Below are 18,565 nucleotides of genomic sequence, written 5' to 3'. Positions count from 1 at the left end.
ACGCGACCGGCACGTCGTGTCACATTTCTGGGGAGGACGGAGATGGCGAAGACGTCGATGTGGTACCTGAAGGGTGCCGTCGCTATGGCGGCCGCCGCAGTGATGAGCCTTGCATGCGTCGGGGTCACGACGACTGCGAGCAGGGCGGACGTGGTCCCGCCCGACGACTCGACGGGCCACGATCCCGTTCCGGTCGTCTACGACAGCGACCTGGACTTCGATGACGCATCGACGTTGGCGTTCCTCTGCCAAGCTCACAAGCAACGCCGGATCGACCTGCGCGCCGTCACAGTCGTGAACAACGGCATCGGCACGGCCGGCCGGTCTCTGACCCACGCGCGGACCATTCTCGAGAAGTGCGGACTGCCACGCGTTCCGGTGGCCGACGGTTCGGCGACCGGCGTGCACCCGGCGCCACCCGAGGCGCGCGAGACGTTCGAACGTGTTCTGACCGGGGCACTCGACAACGCCGACCGGCCCAACCAACCGTCGCCGCTGACCGCGCCACAGCTGATCGCCAAGTCCGTTCTGACTTCGCGCAAGCCTGTGACGGTGCTGGCCACCGGCCCGCTCAGCAATGTTGCCGCGGCGTTGCGCGACCAGAGCGTGGCGGAGAAGATCGCCACGCTTTACGTGATGGGCGGCGCGTTCGACGTGCCGGGCAATCTCTTCGGCTCGACCACCGGGGGCTTCGACAACACCCAGGAGGTCAACCTATGGATCGACCCGAACGCGGCTGACTCGGTGTTTCAGACGATGCCCTCCGGTCGGGTGCGGATCGTCCCGCTGGACGCGACGAACCACGTGATGATCACCCAGGCCTACATCGACCGGCTCGGCGCCTCCGCGCGCACCGCCGAGGCGACGCTCGTGCACGCGATCGTGACGCAGCCAGACATGCCGCCGCTGATCGACCTCGACATCATGTTCTGGTGGGACGCGCTCGCCGCGGCATCGCTCGTCCTGGGACCACACGACGACCTCGTCCCCTACCAGTCGCGGAAGGTCGACGTCGTCCTCGACGGCGCCTCCTCCGGGCAGACGATCGACGCAGCGGGCGGCACACCGCAGCTGGTCGGGTACGCCGCCGACGGGGCACGGTTCGAGGACGTGTTCACGTCGATCCTCAACGGCGGTCGCTAGGCGGCGCGGCCGCGAGGCGATGGTAGGGAGACGGACGTCAGTCCGTCGTCCAGGGACGGAGCTTCTCGGGGTTGCGTACCGCCCAGATGTGCTTGATCCTGCCGCCGACGACGTCGAACGCCATCACCGTCACAGTGGCGCCGTCTTGCAGAGCAATCAGGCCTGGTTGGCCGTTGACGGTGCGTTCCAGGAGCGTGATGTCGGCTCTCCAACCAGCGAGCTCGGCGAAGTAGCGCGCGACCTGTTCGCCGCCCTCGATCGGACGGAGTTCGGCGCTGACGACACCGCCGCCGTCGCCGATCGCCGTGGCGTCGGTGTCGAGAAGGCCGATGAGGGCGTCGATGTCCCTGGCTTCCCAGGCCTGTTTGAAGTCCCGGACGATGGCGGCGCGCTGGGCTGTCGGGGTCGCGGGAGCCTGTGCCGCGCGAATGCGACGGCGGGCCGACGAGGCCAGCTGGCGACATGCCGTCGGCGTACGGCCGACGATCTCGGCGACCTCGGCGAAGGGGTAGCGAAAGACGTCGTGAAGCATGAACGCCACGCGCTCGGCCGGGGTCATCGATTCGAGCACGACGAGGAAGGCCATGCTGACCGACTCGTCAAGGGTTACCCGGTCGGCCGGGTCGTCCGTGGGATCGCCCGACCGCCCGCCGATCCACTCCGCACGATCGGGCAGCGGCTCCGGGATCCATTCGCCCACGTACCTCTCCCGCCGCGCCCGTGCCGAGCCGAGCAGGTCGAGGCAGATGCGACTGGCGACCTTCGTCAGCCAGGCGGCGGGTGATTCGATGGCGTCCCGCTGCTGCGCGGACATGGCGTACCAGCGGACGTACGTCTCCTGCACGACATCCTCAGCATCGGACAGGGAGCCGAGGAGCCGGTACGCGAGGTTGATCAGCTGACGCCGCTCACTCATGACGGCGCTCAGGCTCGGATCGAGCCAGCGGTCTTCCGGCCCCGAGTAGGTGGTCACGGTGTCGCTCACTCCCTTGGTCGCTCCCGCCCCTACCAGTCCGACGAGACATCGCACCGATCTGTGAGGTTGGCGCGTCGCCTCACATTCCCGCGGGTTGTGTCGTCGTACTGCCGAGACCAACATGTCCCGCGGACAGGAAACCTCAGCACATCAGGGCGGGCGTCGTCGACACCGCTGCAAGGAGAGCCCTCATGAACATCGCTTTGTGGATAATTGCGGCATTGCTGGCCGTGACCTTCCTGGCCAGCGGCGCCGTGAAGCTGGCCCAGCCCAAGGAGAAGCTGGTCGCCTCCGGCATGGGAGTCCTCGAGGGCTTCAGCGCCGGCACCATCAAGGCCATCGGCGCCCTCGAGGTCCTGGGTGCGGTGGGTTTGATACTGCCCGCCGCGCTCAGCATCGCGCCGGTTCTGGTACCGCTTGCCGCCGTCGGTCTGGCGTTGCTGATGGTCGGCGCGTTCATCCCGCACGCACGCCGCCGCGAGGTCCAGGGAATCGTGATGACCCTTGCCCTGTTCGCCCTGGCGGTCCTCGTGGCATGGGGCCGCTTCGGCCATCAGTCCTTCACCGGCTGAGCCATGCAGCCGTGAGCCGTTCGATCTGACGAGGACGGAACCGATGAGCAACGTTCAGGCCATCGCTGATCGCTTCGAGATCGAGGCGCTGCGTGGCACCCCGGACGGCTGGAAGTTCACGGAGCTGGTCTACGAGGTCAGATATCTCGTCACCACACCGCTGACGGGCTCGACGCCACACCGCTGACGGGCTCGACGCCCCCCGAGGGGGGCGCACCCGTGCAGGCATGAGATCACGCCGTCCAGCACAACCAACGTCATCGCTGAACCGTTGTCGGTGGCCGGGCATAGCGTGAGACCTTCCTGACCGATTGAACCCAAGCGGCTTGCCCTGAGACCTGCACCCTCGCGAGGCCCAGCACGGGTGGCACCAGTAGACGGCGCCTGCCCGGCTACGAGCGCCGGCGCCACGCTGGTTGCGGGCCGCAATGCCGGTAGCGGTCAACAGGCGTCGGAGGTGCGGCGACGTGTTCGTGTTGTGGCGGTACGCCTACCTGTTGAGCCCGGCGGCCGCGGTCAGCAGCGTTGCACTGCGCGTACTCAGCGCGGGTCTGCAGGTGGCGACGCCACTGCTTGTGGGGGCGGTGGTGGGCCGGCTGCCGAGCGTGGTCGCCGACGGTGTGGACATCGCGTTCGTCCTCCTACTGGGGCTGTTGCTGGCCGCGTTACCCCTCGGCAACGTTGTCGAGGCGCTCGCCGTCATCCCGCTGGAGCGGCTGCAGGCGAATGCGGAGGAAGACGTGCTCCTGCGGGTCGGGGCGGTCGGGGCGGCCCGTCCCGACCTGGCGAGCCTGGACAATCCAGAGATCGTTGGACGGCTCCAGCAGATCAGTGTCAACCGGTGGTGGATCACCTCGGGGGTCCAGCTGGCGTGCGGGCCGCTGGCCGCCTTGACGCTGAGCCTGGTGGGAAGGTCAGTTGCGCTGGGCATCGTCTTCTCCTGGTGGGGAGCACTCGTCCTGGCTGCTGCCACCATTGCCCGCTCGCTGTATGGCGCACGCAACATCAGCAGGCAGATGGACGTGTGGACCGCCCAGACCGAGGGACAGAAACATGCCCGCTACGCCTTCACCCAAGGAATGGGAAAGACAGCCAAGGAGGTACGCATCTTCGGCCTCGCCGGCTTCCTGCGTGGCCGCTTCTGGACGCACACCACCGAGGCGCTTCGACCCTACTGGCTCATCCGTCGACAGCAGGCAGTGGAGGCGTCGCTGTTCGGGCTGGCGCATATTGCGATCGCCGTAGGGACGCTCGGATACGCCGGATGGCAGGCCGAGCACGGGCGGCTCACGCTGAGTGGCTTGGCGACGACGTTGCCCCTCGTCTTCTCGATCGCATCGACCAACCTGTCTGGCTACGCCGAGGTCCAGCGTGGGGCGACGGTGTCCCGGCGGATGGAGCAGCTGAACTCCGGCGGGACTCCCGAGCCGGAGCCGTCGGCGACCGTGCTCGAGGATGGGCGGAGGCCAGGACACGGCGCCGCACCCATGGTCGTCTTCGACGAGGTGCGTTTCCGCTACCCACGGGCGAGCAGCGATACCTTGCGCGGGTTGTCGATGACGTTGGATGCGGGTGCTGCGGTGGCCCTGGTGGGCGTCAACGGCACTGGCAAGTCGACGCTCGTGAAGTTGCTTGCCGGCACCCATCAGCCGACGTCCGGGCGCATCCTCGTCGATGGCGTCGACCTTGCCGAGTTCGACGAGGAGGAGCTGCGGTCGTGGCAGCTGCGGATTGCGCCGATCACCCAGGACTTCGTGCGACTGCCGCTGTCGGTCGGCGACAACATCGAGCTCGGTGCGGGCCGCCTCTGGTCCGGCCGGATCGACGGCGAGCAGCAGCCGCCCAGTGACGCGATGGAGGCGGTGGCGGCGCGTGCCGGGATCGTCGACCTGGTCGACGGGCTACCGCGGCGTTGGGCGACTCCGCTGGACAAGACGATCCCGGGCGGCGCGGACCTGTCCGGTGGCGAGTGGCAGCGGGTGGCGCTGGCACGGGCCCTCCGTGCGGTCGATGCCCGCGCCGGCGTACTCGTGCTTGACGAGCCCGCTGCCGCACTCGACGTCGAATCGGAGGCGCGGCTGGTCAACGGATATCTCGAGCTTGCTCGGGAGGTGACGTCGCTGGTCATCTCGCACCGCTTCTCCGTGGTGCGGCCCATGCCCACGATCTGTGTCCTCGAGGGCGGGCGGATCGTCGAGAAGGGGTCGCACGAGGAGCTGATGAGTGTACGCGGGCGCTACCACGACATGTTCATGACGCAGGCGAGTCGGTACGTCGAGGTCGAGGAGGGCTTGTGAACGCCCTGCGCATCGTCGGGCTGTGGCTGTCGACCGCCTGGCGCGCAGCACCGTGGATGACAGCGGGGATGTGCACGTGCGTAATTCTGAGCTCCACCCTGCCGGCGGTGAGTCTGCTCGGCATCAGCCACGCGATCCTGGCGTACTCGACACGGCACTCGATCTGGCCCGGCATCGCGCTCGCCGCGGCTGCGCTGCTCCTGGGTGCCGTGGCAGACGAAGTGACCTGGCCGTTGGGCGACACGGTGGAAGACCTGGTGTCGCGACATGTGCACGACGACCTGCTACGACTCACCGCGGAGATCCCGTCGATCGCGCATCACGAGGATCCGGCGCTGGCGGACCGCATCGCCATGATCGAGGCTGACGTCAATGCCCTCGTAGGCGGTCCGCGCCTGCTGGAGACGCTTGGCTCGGTCGCGAGCACCGTCACCGTCGTTGGTCTGCTCGCCTCGGTGCGGCCGGAACTGTGCGTGCTGCTTCTGGTCGCGTTGCTTCCCGCTGCGGTCGAGGTGCGCGGCGCGAACAAGCACAACGAGGTTCTCCTCGACAACGAGCGCTACCGCCGCCTGACGCAGCAGTCCGTCGACGTGCTCACCGATCCGCGCCAGGGCTTGGAAGTACGGTGTTTCGGCCTCGGCGGTCCACTGCTCGCAGTCTGCAAAGCCGCGATGAGACAGCGCAGTCGTCCGCAGATCGCCGTCACCAGACACTTCGCCGGCTACGCTGCCGCGAGCTGGGTAGTCTTCGGCGCGGCGTACGCGTTGGCCGTGTGGTGGGTAGTTGACGGGCTGCAAAGCGGTTCATCGAGCGTCGGTGATGTGTCATTGCTCTTACTCATCGGGGCGCAGGTCATCTCTGCGGGCAAAGCGGTCACTGCCAACGCTCGGATGGTCGTCGACCAGATGCAGGTCTTCAGCCGATACCACTGGCTGCGCGAGTACTCCGCACAGCGCCGCTGGCGGGATGGCACCCGGACGCCGCCCGCGCTTCTCCGCGACGGCATCCACCTGCGCGATGTCTCGTTCACCTACCCTGTGGGTCTTTCCGACACGTCTCGCCGACCGGCGTTGCACAGCATTGATCTCCATCTACCGGCCGGAGCAACGGTCGCCTTCGTGGGCGCCAACGGTGCCGGGAAGTCGACCTTGGTGAAACTGCTCGCCCGACTCTACGACCCCACTGAGGGCAATGTCCTCGTAGACGGGGTTCCGCTCACCGAGTTCGACCCGACCAGGTGGCGGGCCCGAATCTCGGCCGGATTCCAGGACTACGCGACCTTTGAGTTTCTGGCGGTCGACAGTATCGGCGTCGGTAACCTCGCGCACCGCACGGATCGCGCACGAGTCGCGTCGGCGGCCGTCGACGGTCAGGCACAGCCGGTGGTTGCGAGCCTGCCAGCCGGCCTGGATACGCAACTCGGCGCGACCTTCGAGGGTGGGGTCGGCCTCTCCGGTGGCCAGTGGCAGCGACTTGCCCTCGCTCGGGCGTTCATGCGCGATCGGCCGTTGCTGATGTTGCTCGACGAGCCCACGGCCGCACTCGATCCCGCGGCCGAGCAGTCCCTCTACGAGCAGTACGCCGCCACCGCGCACGATCTCGCTGCTACGACCGGAGCGGTCACCGTGCTCGTCTCGCACCGGTTCTCCACCGTGCGAATGGCCGACCTGATCGTCGTCGTCGAGAACGGCCGGATCACCGAGGTCGGCTCCCACGACGAACTGATGCACGCCGGCGGCCACTACGCCAGGCTTTTCGATCTGCAGGCACGCGCATACCGGCACTGACGCCGGCGTCGTTGCCCACGTCGCGTCGCTCCCACCACGACAATGGAGTCGCTGTGGTCTACGACGCGGCTGGGCGGAATGCCGCGCGGTGTCCCACAATGGCTACTGCCGAGGGCCCCTTCTTGTCTCCGTCCTGCGTAGTCCCTAGTCTTCGGAAAGCGTTGTCCACGGGGGCTCCACGATCGAGGCACCGAAGCCGAGGACAGGGGCGTGTGAGATGGGCGTCGAGAACAATCGCGGCCGCGGCCAGACGCGACGTGAGCTGCTCCGCATGGGCACCGCAGGACTGGTGGCGGCTGGTTTCGCTACCGGCTGCGACCTGCTGTCCACCGATCCCAACTCCGGCGGCGGTGGCAGTGGTGTTGGCGGAGGCGGCAAGAAGGGTCGCGAAGCGCCGAGCCTGGCGAAGCTGGTCAAGGCGGGAGACCTGCCGCCGGTCGCCAAGCGGTTGCCGAAGGAACCGCTCGTCGTCCAACCCACCGATCAGATCGGTGCGTACGGCGGCACCTGGAACACCGCGTTGCTCGGCCCAGCCGACGCCGCCTGGCTCGATCGCACCATCGGCTACGACAACCTCACGCGCTGGGACCCCGAGTTCAGCACGGTGATCCCGAACGTCGCGAAGTCGGTGGAACCCAACGCCGACGGCAGGGAGTACACCATCACCTTGCGCGCGGGGATGCGCTGGTCGGACGGCGAGCCGTTCACCGCCGACGATCTCGTGTTCGCCAACGAGGACGTGGAGAGGAACAAGAAGCTCACCCCGGTGCCGCCGGACAATCCCGCCACGTTCGAGAAGATCGACGACGTCACGGTACGCGTGACGTTCGAGCGCCCCAACGGCCTCTTTCCGGAGGAACAGGCCCAGGCGGGCGGCTCCGACCTGGTGTCCAGGCCGTTCCACTACCTCAAGCAGTTCCACGAGAAGTACAACCCTGACATCGACGCGCTTGTCGAGGAGGAGGGCGTCGCCGACTGGGTGGAGCTGTTCAACCGCAAGGGCGCCCTGATCGAGGGCACGCCCTACAACGCGCGCTGGATGAACCCGGACCTTCCCACGCTGTGCCCGTGGCACGTCGACAACGCCCTCGGTGACGGCTCCCGCCTGGTCGCCAGCCGCAATCCGTACTACTGGAAGACCGACCCGGACGGCAGCCAGCTTCCCTACCTCGACGAGGTGCGCTTCCAGGTCATCACCGACCCCGAGGTGATGCTGCTACGGGCCAGCAACGGCGACTTCGACATGCACGTACGCCACATCAACGAGCCAAGGAACAAGCCGGTCCTCGCCCGCAACCGCGAATCCGGCGGCTACGACTTCTTCGACACCGTGCCCGCGAGCATGAACAACCTGATGATCGCGTTCAACCTCACCCACACGGACCAGATGAAGCGGGAGATCTTCCAGAACAAGGACTTCCGCATCGGCCTGTCGTACGCCATCAACCGCGAGGAACTCATCACGGCGGTGTTCCAGGGGCAGGGCAAGCCCTGGCAGGCGGCGCCAAGTGAGCGGTCGGAGTTCTACGTCGAAGAACTCGCCACGCAGTACGTCGACTACGACGTCGATCTGGCCAACCAGCATCTCGACAAGGCGGGCTACTCCGAACGGGACGGCGAGAACCGACGGCTGGGGCCGGACGGAGAACCGATCCAGTTCGACGTCGAGACCGCAACCGGCCTCAGCCCCACGCAGGTCGACGCGTTGGAGCTCATCCGGGGCTACTGGACCGAGGTCGGCATCACTATGCGGATCAAGGCCGAGGACCGCGCGCTGTTCTACACCCGCAAGGAAGCCAACAAGCACGACGTCGCCATCTGGGGCGGCGACGGTGGACTGAACGACGCGATCCTGGACCCCCGCTGGTATTTCCCGTTCAGCCAGGAGTCCAACTACGCGATCGCCTGGGCGAACTGGTACTACGGCGACTCCCCCGCCATGAAGCCGCCTGCCACGACACGCCGGCAGATGGAGCTGTACGACCAGCTCAGGGCAAGTCCGGACCCGGCAGAACGGCGCGAGCTCTTCATGCAGATCCTGCAGATCGCCACGGACGAGTTCTACGCGATCGGCACGATCCTGCCCGCACAGGGTTACGGGATCGTCAAGACGACCTTTCACAACGTTCCGAGGACGATGCCCAACGCGTACGTCTATCCCACACCTGGGCCGACCAACCCCGAGCAGTACTACACGGACGCCTGAGCCGGACGGACGGACGGATGGTCAGGCACGCGTCATGGGCCAGGTCTAAGGTGACCGGGTGAGCCGCGCTCTGGGGTGATGCCATGACGTCGTACGAAGTAAGGCCCGTTGGATACGTCGAGTCCACGCTCGTCGATCCTGCGGTCGCCCCGAAGCAGGGGTCCGAAGGCGCGCCGGAGGCGTGGCTGGTGTTCAACACTGACGTGGCGGACGGCCTCCGCGACCTCGTGGTGGGTGCGGAGGTTCTCGTCCTGACGTGGCTTCACCGCGCCGAGAGAGACGTACTCGCCGTGCATCCGCGTGATGATCCCCGGAATCCCGTGACCGGGGTGTTCAGCACCCGGTCCGCGGACCGGCCGAATCCGATCGGCCTGCATCGGGTACGCATCACCGCCATCGACGGGCTCCGGATCCTCGTACGGGATCTCGAAGCGGTCGATGGAACTCCCCTCGTCGACGTCAAGCCGGTACTGAGCGATCAGGGTGAACGATGATCCTGCCGCCGTGGACCGGCAGCTCATCATCATCACTGCCAGCGTCATCTACGCGCGGTTGACGAGCTGCCGGTCCTCGGCAGGTGGTGGGAAGGAAGGGCTGTCATGGCTGGCACCGTCCGCAACACGAGCCCGTACGAGATGTTCCGCACACTCGCCGCCACCCGACCACCCACTCACCGCTACACCCCTGGCCGTGATGTAGCGGAGTGGCAGGCGAAGGCACTCCCCGACGTCCTCGCCACGCTCGGCACGGCTCCCGCCGCTGTCCCGCCGCAGGCAGAGCTCATCGCCGAATGGCAGCGTGGCGACGTCCTCACCCAGCGATGGCTGCTCGACGTGAGCGAACACCTTGCGGCGTACGCCTATGTCAACCGTCCGGCCGGGCTGGGCGCGAGTGAGACCCGTCCCGCGCTCCTTTGCTGGCACGGACACAGCCATGGCGGCAAGGAAGTCGTCATGGGAAACGACTCGTCACCGGCGCTGCGTGAGGCCGACCGGGACACCCACACCTCCTACGGTCGACGGATGGCCGAGGCGGGCTTCGTGACGTTCGGCATCGACTGGATGGGGTACGGCGACCAGGACGACAGCGCGAAGCCCCACCATCACGACCTCGCCGGCGGCCGGGACTGGTGCAACCTCTACTACCTGCAGGCCACGATGCTCGGGATGACGCCACTCGGCATCAACCTCGCGCACGGGCGGAGCCTGGTCGACTTCGCCTCGGCACTTCCGTACGTCGACGCGGGCAGGCTGGGGGTGATGGGTCTGTCCGGCGGCGGCACCATGACGCTGTGGAGTGCCCTGACTGACGAGCGGCTCGCGGCCGCCGAGATCATCTGTTACAGCGATCTGTTCGAACATTTCGCGTTCCGGGACCTCAACTACTGTGGATCGCAGATCACGCCCGGTCTGTACGAACTCGTCGATCTACCAGACCTGCAAGGCCTGCTGGCACCACGCCCGCTCCTGGTCGACATCGGCGCGTTCGACCAGTGCTTCCGCCTCGAGTCCGCGATGGCGTGTCACTCCCGAGTGGCGGACATCTATCGGGCCGCGGGCGCGGCTGATCGGCTCGAGCTCGACCTGTTCCCCGGCGGGCACGGCTGGAGTGGTGCGAAGTCGGTGGACTTCTTCTCCCGGCACCTCGCGGCACCACGATGACCACACCGATCGGTCACGCCCGCAGCAGGTGGTCGACGGCCGCCGAGGCCGCCTCCTCGGCGGTGCATGCGACGTCAGGCAGGACGCCGCGGCCCTCCCAGTTGGTATCAGTCACCGCGTCGGTGACGTACGCCTCCGGCAGGATCCCGAGGACCGTCGGCGCCAGGCGGATGGGTGTGACGTGGTCCGCGGCACCAGGTGTCGCCTCGCCGACAACCATGACCCTGCCGCGCGCCTGGAGATGGTAGGCAAGCGCCTCGCCGGAGGAGAACGTACGCGTACTCGACAGCACCGCCACCGGGACGTGAGCCGGCACAGCTGTCCCGGCCTCGAAGTCAGGCGTCCACCACTGCCGCCTACGCTCGCGATAGGTGACCTCGGACAACGGGCGCGAGACGTCTCCGAGCACCAGGCCGGCGATGAGCGCGACGGTCGCGGGGTCGCCGCCGCCGTTGCCCCGAAGGTCGATGATGATCCCGGACGCGTGCCGAGCGAGCTGGAACGCCGCCTTGACGTACGACTGCGCCAGGCTCACCGGTTCCAGGCTGTCGATCTGGATGAGGCTGACACCCTCCCGCAACCGCTGCACCTGGGTCACCGCGGCGGCACCACGCAGGACGCCGGCCGGGTCAGGATCGTCCCAACCCCGGCTCTCCTCGTCAGGCGTTCCAATACCCGCAGGCTCGAACTGCAACTCGAGATGACGCGAGTACGCCCACGCGGTGCGTTCGACCTCCCGGCACGTCTTCGCGGTCACCGGGTCCGACCGGTCGCCATACCTGGCGTCGAGCTCCTTGATCAACGCCACGATCCGGTCCTCCGCTGGCGGAAGGCGGCGTAGCCAGCCGCTCAGCCGTGCCGCCAACTCACCGACCGTCGTCCCGCTGGGTTCCGTCATGCGCACACGGTACGGCCCCCCGGGCCCTTCCCAGCGGCACGTTCCGGACGCTCTGAGCGAACATGAACCGGCAACCTCATCGAGGTACGAACCTGAGCCGGTAGTCCCGCGTCTGGTCGCGGTCCTCGCTCGTCACGGTGACGAGTACGGACCTGTCCGTTCGTTCGTCCGGGTGGATCGTCACGGTCGCATACGGATCGGCGGGCGTCGCCGTGACCTCGCTCCTGCTCGGATCGCCGGTCACGTCGTACTCCGTGGTGTCAGGGTCGAAGTCGGCCAGCGGAACACCGTCCACCTCGATCGAGGCGGCCGAGGCGTCTGAGGAGACACCGGGCGCCTTGGCGTACACCTCGATCTCGCTCACGGTCATGTATCCCGACGGCCGCGCGGTCATCACGACCCGCACCCCCGCCGCCGGTCCCGCATCAGCCGGCAGGGGAACGTCGATGACCGGTGAGCCTTCCGTGCCGACCGGGATGTCGTCGCTCGCGTCCGCCCAGTCGCCGCCCACGGTCTGGACCTGCACCTTCAGGCTCTCGGGGAAGCTGATGTTGTCGCCGTCGCGGTAGAAGTACGTCACGACCCGGGTGAGATCCCGCGCGCCCGGCAGGGAGAAGGTCAACGTGTCGGAGGGGTTCTTCGTGCCAGGCTTCCAGTTCGACCAGGCCTTGTCGGTACGGTCGCCGTTGCGTACCCGCTCGGGCGAGTAGCCGCTCTCGGTGAACGTGGCGCCTACCGCCACGTCCTCGTCAGGCGCGAGGTTGGTCGGAACCGGCTCGGTGACCTGCACACGGACGGTCGCCTCGACCGTCGTGCCATCGACCACCTCCGCCACACCGGGCAGGGTCGTCACGCCGGCCTGGTCGTACGCGCCGTCCGGCGGCGCGCCCCAGGTCACGGGCAGCTGTGCGCGGCCGCCGTGCTCGCCGACGCCGACCACGGTGGTGGGCAGGTCAGGCTGACCGCCGACGTAGGTCTTCGCCCTCCCGGCCAGGGTGGACGTGAAGGTGTCGACGGTGACGACGGCCTTGGCGGGCAGCAGCCGGCCGAGCGGATCCGTCGCCGTTCCCGTGACGTGGACGGTTCCCGGCTCGCGCCACCGCCCGTCAGGCGGCATCGTCCACGTGACGGGCAGCGCGCCGCGCGCTCCGTCGGGATAGACGGGTGTCACGACCTCGGGCAGCGTCGGCGTCCGGCCAGGCACCGTATAGGTCTCCACCGTCTCTCGGTCCGCTGGGCGGTCTCGTCGACGACGGCCCAGCGCTGGTTCGGCCCCGACGTGGGGGTGTATGTCGACACCGGACTACCGTCGTCCGTCGCCTGCCCCGGCACGTCGATCAGGCGACCGGTGGCGGCGTTGACGAACGTCCAGGTGCCGTCGCCGGTCGTCGACAGGATCCATTGGGCGCTCTCGGCCACGTCGGCCTCACCGGGTGGCACGTCCACCAGTCCTGCGGCGTTGTCCTGCGCGGCGAGGCGTTTGCCGTTGCCCGCGTTGTCGATCGCATACCGCTCGCGATGGGTGGTCCCGCCCGTCAGCTTCCGTACCGTCCACAGCTGGCCGGTGTCCTCGGCGTCGTTCGTACGGATTACCACGCCGCTCTGGTCGTTCGAGGGCGCAAGGGATCTCCCGCTCTGCACACCCTGGAGCCGGTAGACGTGACCCGGCTGGAGGTACGCGGCCTCCTTCGCCACGCCGCGTACGCCCTCGACGACGAACGTCGTCACCGACTTGGCGGGCACGACGAACGACGCCGTGCGGTTCTTCAGTTGAATCGGTTCCTGCGTGACGAGCCCGCCGTCGGCACTGGACACGACGGGCGTCACCGAGGCCTTGGCGTCGACGGTCTTGAACCGCGACAGGTCCAGCGTCACCTCGCGCGTCTCGGCACTGTTGTTGACATGGACGACGGTCGCGGCGCGCCCGGACGCCTTCACGGCCGCGACACTCGACGGGTCGTCGACCTTCACCAGGTGGTCGCCCGGACGGATGTGGTGGGTGAAGTTCCGGATCGTGTCGTACTTCGTGTTGGGCTGGATCGGGCAGGTCTCGAGCGTGTCGTCTGCCGTGCAGTCGAACGGAATGTGGATGCTGCCCCAGTTGCCCCCGCCCGCCTGCTGCGGGATGGCGTCTTCGATCGGCTGCCAGAACACCCACGCCGAAGGTTCGAGCTCGCGCAGGTCGTCGACGATCCTCGTCGCGATCCCCAGCCCGGACTCCATGCTCGTGTAGCTGGTGCCGCTCCCCCAGGAGCCCTCGACCTCGCTCATCCAGAGCTTCTTCTCGCTCCCCTTGGCGAGGTCGCGGACACTGGTGCGCTGGCCCGTTCCGTACGTGTGGACGTTGAGCTGGTCGACAGCGGCACGGGCCTCGGCGTCGTAGGCGTTCCAGTTCGTGGTGAAGGTCCCTGGATTGGTCTCGTCCATGGCGGCGACGACCGCACGGGTGTCGGCGGTGTCGAGCGCCCGGCGCAGCGCCTTGACCACCAACTGCTGCAGGGCCGGTCCCGCGTGCGCGCCTTCCTGCCGGCCGCCCGTCGGTTGGCCGTCGGGTCCCAGCTGGGTGCCCCAGTAGGGCGTGTTCGGTTCGTTCAGCGGGTCGACCGTGTCGAAGGAGATACCGTGCTCCTGCTCGATGTGGTCGACCACGCGGGTCAGGTAGGTGGCGAAGTCGTCCACCCGGTCGGCGCGAATCTGGTCCGCGCTCGAGTCGAAGCCGCCGGAGACGTAGCCGCTGACCGTCTGGAAGTAGGGCGGTGAGTTGCTGAACGCCTCCCAGCGGTCCACTCGGTCCTTGATCTGGTCGATCCACCAACGCTGGTTGGCGTCGGCGTCGAGGTTCCAGTGGTCGGGGTTGTCGGGGTCCCACCAGTCGACGTCTGTGTGCGTGGTCCCGGGTGGCGCCTTCCAGAAGGCTGGCATGGTGGCGCCCACCTTCATGTAGTCGTCACGGACGTCCGGAGCGTTGCCGCCACCGACGTTGTAGCGGGCGATGTTGAGCCGGAGACCGTCGTCTGCGAAGAGCATGTCGACGAGCTTGTGACGGATCTCGTCCGGATAGCCGCCGGTGATGTTGGCGAACCACACCAGGCTGGTGCCCCATCCCTCGAACTCCGGCTGTTGGTACGACGGATCGATGTGTACGGTGACGGAGCTCCCGGGTGTGTCGGGGGCCGCTCCGGGTGTGTTCTGGGCGTTCGCCGCGGGTCCGGCGGGAAGGGCGACCATGGCCGCGGCGAGCACGAGTGTGGCGGGAAGGGCGAGCGGCAACAGCCGGGTCGTGCGCGGCATTGTGGGCATGGCCTTCCCTTCGCAGCACCTAGTCGGCGCGGACTCGTGATCCCCACCGGAAGACTAGAGAGCGCCCCCTTCCGTCGGTAAGTCCCCACGACGCCCTCGGCACAAGCTGGTCACCCGCGGCCATGCCGGGCGACCTGCTCTGCGAGGGCGCGGTTCATCGCCTCGAACCGCGGCAGGATGTCGCGCTTCAAAAAGCCACTGGCGATCGGCACCGCCACGCCGGCGAATCGTTCGGTCTGCTTGAGCCGCACCCGGTTCGGACCGAGCGGCTCGATGGTGAAACTGTGTTCGCCGTCGAAGACTCCCCCTGGGGGCACCCTGCCGACCCAACGCAGCTCACGGCCGGGTTCGACGGCGAGGACGGTAGGCGTGAACGTCGTCGTGCCGTCGCCGGAACGGATGACGTGGCGCACGGTGGAGCCGACCTCGAGCTCGCCGGAGGAGGAGACGATGAACGGATTCCATTCGGCGTACGCGTCGAGATCGGCCAACACGCTCCACACCTGCTCCGACGTGGCGTCGACCTCGATCGTCGCGCTCAAGGTGAGCGGACGCAGATTGGTCCACGCGCTGTAGCCCGCCAGGACAGCGACCAGCGCACCGACCACGATCAACCGTCGGCGAGGAGACCGCCGCCTCGGGGCTCCACTTTCCAATGTCGGTGCACTCGCGGTCGTGGTCATGCTCAGATCTCCTCAACGAGGAAGGACACCGGCGAACGCGGCGTCGACGAGGTGGGTGGCATAGCGACGATCGATCGGCTTGCCGGTGATCAGGATCCGGTAGTAGAGCGCGCCGGCCAGCTGATCCACGAGCAGGTGTGGGTCGGAGTCGGAACGCACCTCGCCCCTCCGCCGCGCAGCCTCGATCCGCGCGACCGCCAGCGCGATCCGCTTGTCGAAGAGATCGCGGACGAGCGTGCCGATGTCGGGGTGTCGCGCCGCGGCGGCGACGAGTTCCGCGACCAGGCCAGCTGACTGGCCGTCCTGGTCGTCCTGGTCGTCCTGGTCGTCCGCCGCACGGCCGGCACGCCGGGTGCGGTTCAATGCCGCCGCGATCTGGGCCATGAAGTCGATGAGATCGGCCCGCAGGTCACCGGTGTCGGCGATCTCGATCTCCTCCTGCCCTCGGCCGATCACGGCGATGGCGAGATGGTCTCTGGTGGGCCAACGTCGGTACAGCGTCGTCTTGGCGACACCCGCGATCTCGGCCACGTGATCGACCGTGAACGCCGTGTAGCCGCGCTCCAGGAGTTGCTCCCCTGCGACCCGCAGGATCCGCGCGTCGGTGTCGGGATCCCGCGGCCGGCCCCGCCGAGCGTTCACTGTCGGACCACCTCTTTTCGATACGGTCGTTTCGTAATCAGACGGTACACCAGCCGAGAGATTTACGCAACGGTCGTATCGGAAGTCTGTCGGCACGGGCATGCCCTCCAGCGACGGACCCAGCGCCGGCCACTCGCGACGACGCCGCGGGAAGGCCCCTTCCCGCACGCCGTGAATCGCAAGGACGCGCCCGATTCTCAATTCAAGAACGGTCGAACGTCGAGCTAAGCAGTTGAACAACAAAGTGACTGTACTGAACTCGCCATTGCCGAGTGCAATTTGGCCTCACCGCCACCGCCGAATGCAAAGAGAGAACACTCACCCAACAAAGCGTTTTTCCCTACATCGACTGGTGAATTCTTGAGGGTGTGATGTCGAAATACTCGCCACCGGCTGCCTGGAAGGCGTGGCGCATTCGCTGAACTCGAGGGTAACCATCGTGGATCGTCTGCGAAATCGGCGGCAAGCACAACCTCCTGCCGAAAGGCCGCGTGGCCATAGTTATGTGTCGTGGACCCTTGCCGCAACATTCTTGATTGGCATTGCCGTTCCCGCGACCGCCGTGGCGGTGGGCGAACTACCAGCGCCGACTGGCGTCACGACTGGCACCGAACCGCGGCCCAGCAATAATGCGGCACCGCGACACCGCAGCCCACCTCGCCGAACCTCTTCGACGATGTACGCAAACCGAGAAAATAGTGGTGTGACGCGAGCCTCTACGTCGTGGCTGGCCCGGAATGCGGGGCGGCCAACGCCTCGAATGGCCGCCGCCACGACCCGAACACGACTCCGGCAGGACGCCGAACGCCGGCGAGCCGCCATCCGAGCGGCCAGGAACCGCCCGAAACCAAAACCTTGGGTATTACCAGTACAGAAATACCACTTGACCGGACGGTTCGGCCACCAAGGAAACAACTGGTCCTCCTCCCACCACGGTCTCGACTTCGCCGCCCCCGTGGGCACGCCCATCAGGGCGGTCGGGGCCGGGACGATCATCGAGGCGGGATGGAACGGCAGCGCGTACGGCAACCGGATCAAGGTCCGGCACCGCGACGGCACGGTGACGTTGTACGCCCACCTGTCCGGCTTCGAACGAAAGGCTGGCAAGGTCGCGGCCGGCGCCGTGATCGGCTATGTCGGGACCACCGGCAATGTGACGGGCCCACATCTCCACCTCGAGGTACGACCCCATGGCGGCAAGCTCGATTCAGCAATCGATCCATCGCGATGGCTGGCCACGAAAGGGCTCAGGCCCTGACACGATCCGCCGACCCCAACGCACACCGTGCGATTCCCTCGACCAGCTCGGTAACGCGCTGATCCCGCGGCCGGTGTGCCTTCGTACGGGAATTCGCCCGCTCGACAAACTCTTTCCAGAATGTACGCCGTCAGCGGCGAGCGGTCGCGAGCCAACTCTGCATGGGAAAGGTGAGGCCATCATCGTCGGCGTACGGCTGGAGTGCCGCGTCCAGGCCTTCGAGCAACGCCTGCCAACCGCCCGCGTCCAGCGCACTCAGCGGCTCAGCCAGCGGCGAGCTCACCGACTCCTGGGTCAGGAACTCCTCGGCCGAACCGAAGCGCACCGTGAGAATGGTGATGCCGATCCACGCGTCGCGCAGTCCCGCGTCGGTGAGGAGCCACCGCAGCCGGTCGGGACCGGGACCGCCGAAGGGTGAGCGCATCGTGGCCGCAGCGGCGGCGCCGGAGTGGCGTTCCAGTTCGTTCACCAGGGCGACGAAGGCGGGGTTGTGCTCGATAGGTCGCCAGACCGCGACCGCGACCCGACCGTCAGGCACCAGGACCCGCCGCATCTCACGCAGCGCGCCGGGCTGGTCCCCGACGAACTGGAAGCCCTGCTGGCAACAGACGACGTCGAAAGTCTCGTCGGGGAACGGCAACGCCGTCATGTCACCGGTGTGCCAGTCGATGGCGGGTTGCGTGACGCCGGCAGTGGCGGATCGGGCGACCTCGACCATTCCGGAGTTGAGGTCGACCCCGGTCACGCCGCCGAGCGATCCGACCCGGGCAGCCGCACCACGGGCCACGGCGCCGGTGCCACAGGCCGCGTCGAGTACGCGTTCGCCAGGGGCGACCTCGGCCGCGTCGAGGAGGCGCTCAGCGCAGGGGGCGAAGAAGGCGGGTACCAAATAGCGTTCGTACGCCTCCGGCCCGCGTCCCGCCAGCTGCCACGCCTGCTGTCCGTCGGCCATGTCCACTCTCCGTTTCGCATTCTCGACCCTAGGCCTGTCCCGTGGAAGGACCAGCCCGAGTCCTCCGGCTGGGCGCGGTGGCAATGACCACGCTGAGCATGCCTGTGGTACCCGGAACAGGCATGGACGCCTCGGCAAAGTCCACAGGCATACCTAGCGTGGTCATTGTCTTGGCGCGAGGTTGGCCCAG

Annotated in this window: 16 protein-coding genes; 9 read left to right on the top strand and 7 right to left on the bottom strand. The window is 67.5% G+C overall.

What is annotated here, in order from left to right; all coding sequences use genetic code 11:
• The first annotated feature begins 42 nt into the window (after positions 1 to 42).
• On the top strand, positions 43 to 1,143 hold the full coding sequence (locus tag ABN028_RS08770; protein WP_349696245.1) for a nucleoside hydrolase: 1,101 nt from the start codon (positions 43 to 45) through the stop codon (positions 1,141 to 1,143).
• 37 nt (positions 1,144 to 1,180) lie between these two features.
• Here ABN028_RS08770 and sigJ read toward each other — a convergent pair whose 3' ends face one another.
• Positions 1,181 to 2,116 (bottom strand): RNA polymerase sigma factor SigJ, encoded by a 936-nt coding sequence (gene sigJ / locus ABN028_RS08765; RefSeq protein WP_349332054.1) that lies wholly within the window; start codon positions 2,114 to 2,116, stop codon positions 1,181 to 1,183.
• Between the two features lie 194 nt (positions 2,117 to 2,310).
• On the opposite strand from sigJ, the gene ABN028_RS08760 reads away from it, so the two are divergent.
• From ABN028_RS08760 to ABN028_RS08730, 7 genes are all read left to right on the top strand, one after another.
• Entirely contained in the window at positions 2,311 to 2,691 is a 381-nt protein-coding gene (locus tag ABN028_RS08760; protein WP_349696244.1) for a DoxX family protein, read from the top strand.
• 43 nt (positions 2,692 to 2,734) lie between these two features.
• Positions 2,735 to 2,878, top strand: a complete 144-nt coding sequence (locus tag ABN028_RS08755; protein WP_349696243.1) for a hypothetical protein — start codon at positions 2,735 to 2,737, stop codon at positions 2,876 to 2,878.
• A 280-nt stretch (positions 2,879 to 3,158) separates the two neighbouring features.
• Positions 3,159 to 4,988, top strand: coding sequence for an ATP-binding cassette domain-containing protein (locus tag ABN028_RS08750; protein ID WP_349696242.1), 1,830 nt, complete (start codon positions 3,159 to 3,161; stop codon positions 4,986 to 4,988).
• Positions 4,985 to 6,775 (top strand): ABC transporter ATP-binding protein, encoded by a 1,791-nt coding sequence (locus tag ABN028_RS08745; RefSeq protein WP_349696241.1) that lies wholly within the window; start codon positions 4,985 to 4,987, stop codon positions 6,773 to 6,775. Before ABN028_RS08750 ends, ABN028_RS08745 begins: the two co-directional genes overlap by 4 nt.
• A gap of 271 nt (positions 6,776 to 7,046) precedes the next feature.
• Positions 7,047 to 8,981 carry an ABC transporter substrate-binding protein gene (locus ABN028_RS08740; RefSeq protein ID WP_349696240.1) on the top strand — a complete coding sequence of 645 codons (1,935 nt, stop codon included), beginning with the start codon at positions 7,047 to 7,049 and terminating at the stop codon, positions 8,979 to 8,981.
• Positions 8,982 to 9,064: 83 nt separating this feature from the next.
• Positions 9,065 to 9,475 carry a tRNA (N6-threonylcarbamoyladenosine(37)-N6)-methyltransferase TrmO gene (gene tsaA, locus ABN028_RS08735; protein ID WP_349332048.1) on the top strand — a complete coding sequence of 137 codons (411 nt, stop codon included), beginning with the start codon at positions 9,065 to 9,067 and terminating at the stop codon, positions 9,473 to 9,475.
• A 105-nt stretch (positions 9,476 to 9,580) separates the two neighbouring features.
• Positions 9,581 to 10,642, top strand: a complete 1,062-nt coding sequence (locus ABN028_RS08730) for an alpha/beta hydrolase family protein (protein WP_349696239.1) — start codon at positions 9,581 to 9,583, stop codon at positions 10,640 to 10,642.
• A 13-nt stretch (positions 10,643 to 10,655) separates the two neighbouring features.
• Here ABN028_RS08730 and ABN028_RS08725 read toward each other — a convergent pair whose 3' ends face one another.
• The 5 genes from ABN028_RS08725 to ABN028_RS08705 form a co-directional block, all read right to left on the bottom strand.
• Positions 10,656 to 11,540, bottom strand: coding sequence for a S41 family peptidase (locus ABN028_RS08725; RefSeq protein ID WP_349696238.1), 885 nt, complete (start codon positions 11,538 to 11,540; stop codon positions 10,656 to 10,658).
• Positions 11,541 to 11,616: 76 nt separating this feature from the next.
• On the bottom strand, positions 11,617 to 12,744 hold the full coding sequence (locus ABN028_RS08720; RefSeq protein ID WP_349696237.1) for an Ig-like domain-containing protein: 1,128 nt from the start codon (positions 12,742 to 12,744) through the stop codon (positions 11,617 to 11,619).
• Positions 12,708 to 14,840, bottom strand: a complete 2,133-nt coding sequence (locus tag ABN028_RS08715; protein ID WP_349696236.1) for a glycoside hydrolase — start codon at positions 14,838 to 14,840, stop codon at positions 12,708 to 12,710. The genes ABN028_RS08720 and ABN028_RS08715 overlap by 37 nt, the downstream gene beginning before the upstream one ends.
• 110 nt (positions 14,841 to 14,950) lie before the next feature.
• Positions 14,951 to 15,523 carry an SRPBCC family protein gene (locus ABN028_RS08710; RefSeq protein ID WP_349696235.1) on the bottom strand — a complete coding sequence of 191 codons (573 nt, stop codon included), beginning with the start codon at positions 15,521 to 15,523 and terminating at the stop codon, positions 14,951 to 14,953.
• Positions 15,524 to 15,535: 12 nt separating this feature from the next.
• On the bottom strand, positions 15,536 to 16,165 hold the full coding sequence (locus tag ABN028_RS08705; RefSeq protein WP_349696234.1) for a TetR/AcrR family transcriptional regulator: 630 nt from the start codon (positions 16,163 to 16,165) through the stop codon (positions 15,536 to 15,538).
• An 883-nt stretch (positions 16,166 to 17,048) separates the two neighbouring features.
• On the opposite strand from ABN028_RS08705, the gene ABN028_RS08700 reads away from it, so the two are divergent.
• Positions 17,049 to 17,423, top strand: a complete 375-nt coding sequence (locus ABN028_RS08700) for a M23 family metallopeptidase (protein WP_349696233.1) — start codon at positions 17,049 to 17,051, stop codon at positions 17,421 to 17,423.
• A gap of 130 nt (positions 17,424 to 17,553) precedes the next feature.
• Here ABN028_RS08700 and ABN028_RS08695 read toward each other — a convergent pair whose 3' ends face one another.
• On the bottom strand, positions 17,554 to 18,375 hold the full coding sequence (locus ABN028_RS08695; protein ID WP_349696232.1) for a class I SAM-dependent methyltransferase: 822 nt from the start codon (positions 18,373 to 18,375) through the stop codon (positions 17,554 to 17,556).
• Between the last annotated feature and the right edge of the window lie 190 nt (positions 18,376 to 18,565).

This window comes from Actinopolymorpha sp. B17G11 (assembly GCF_040196095.1).
In the GTDB taxonomy this organism is placed as follows: Bacteria; Actinomycetota; Actinomycetes; order Propionibacteriales; family Actinopolymorphaceae; genus Thermasporomyces.
This window is presented reverse-complemented; position numbering and strand designations above follow the sequence as displayed.